Annotated in this window: 1 protein-coding gene; it reads left to right on the forward strand. The window is 47.0% G+C overall.

Translation table 11 applies throughout. The features are described from left to right. Positions 1–238, forward strand: a 238-nt coding sequence (locus tag ACLJO0_RS44055; protein WP_410585850.1) for a hypothetical protein, incomplete at its 5' end; no start/stop codon positions are given. Between the last annotated feature and the right edge of the window lie 294 nt (positions 239–532).

The raw sequence follows: 532 nt of genomic DNA on the forward strand, positions 1-532 counted from the left end.
TCCATGCAGCATGGTAAAATGCATCCCGATTGAACGCAGTGCATTCCATGCAGCGGGGTTAAATGGATCCCGATTGAATGCAGTGGATTCCATGCAGCGTGGCCCAATGGATCTCGAGAGAATGCAGTGGATTCCATGCAGTGTGGTGCAATGGATTTTAATTGAACGCAGTGGATTCCATGCATCGTGGTGCAATGGATCCCAATTGAATGCAGTGAATTCCATGCAGCGTGATTGAATGCAGTATATTCCATGCAGCGTGGTAAAATGCATCCCGATTAAATGCAGTGGATTCCATCCAGCTTGATTGAATGCAGTTGATTCCATGGAGCGTGGCCCAATGCATCCCGATTAAATGCAGTGGATTTTATGCAGCATGGCCCAAAGCATCCCGATTGAAGGTAGTGCATTCCATGCAGCATCACTGAATGCAGTGGATTCCATGCAGCATGGTAAAATGCATCCCGATTAAACGCAGTGCATTACATGCAGCATGGCTAAATGGATCCCGAGTGAATGCAGTGGATTCAAT

Source organism: Amycolatopsis sp. lyj-108, assembly GCF_046549005.1.
GTDB lineage: Bacteria > Actinomycetota > Actinomycetes > Mycobacteriales > Pseudonocardiaceae > Amycolatopsis.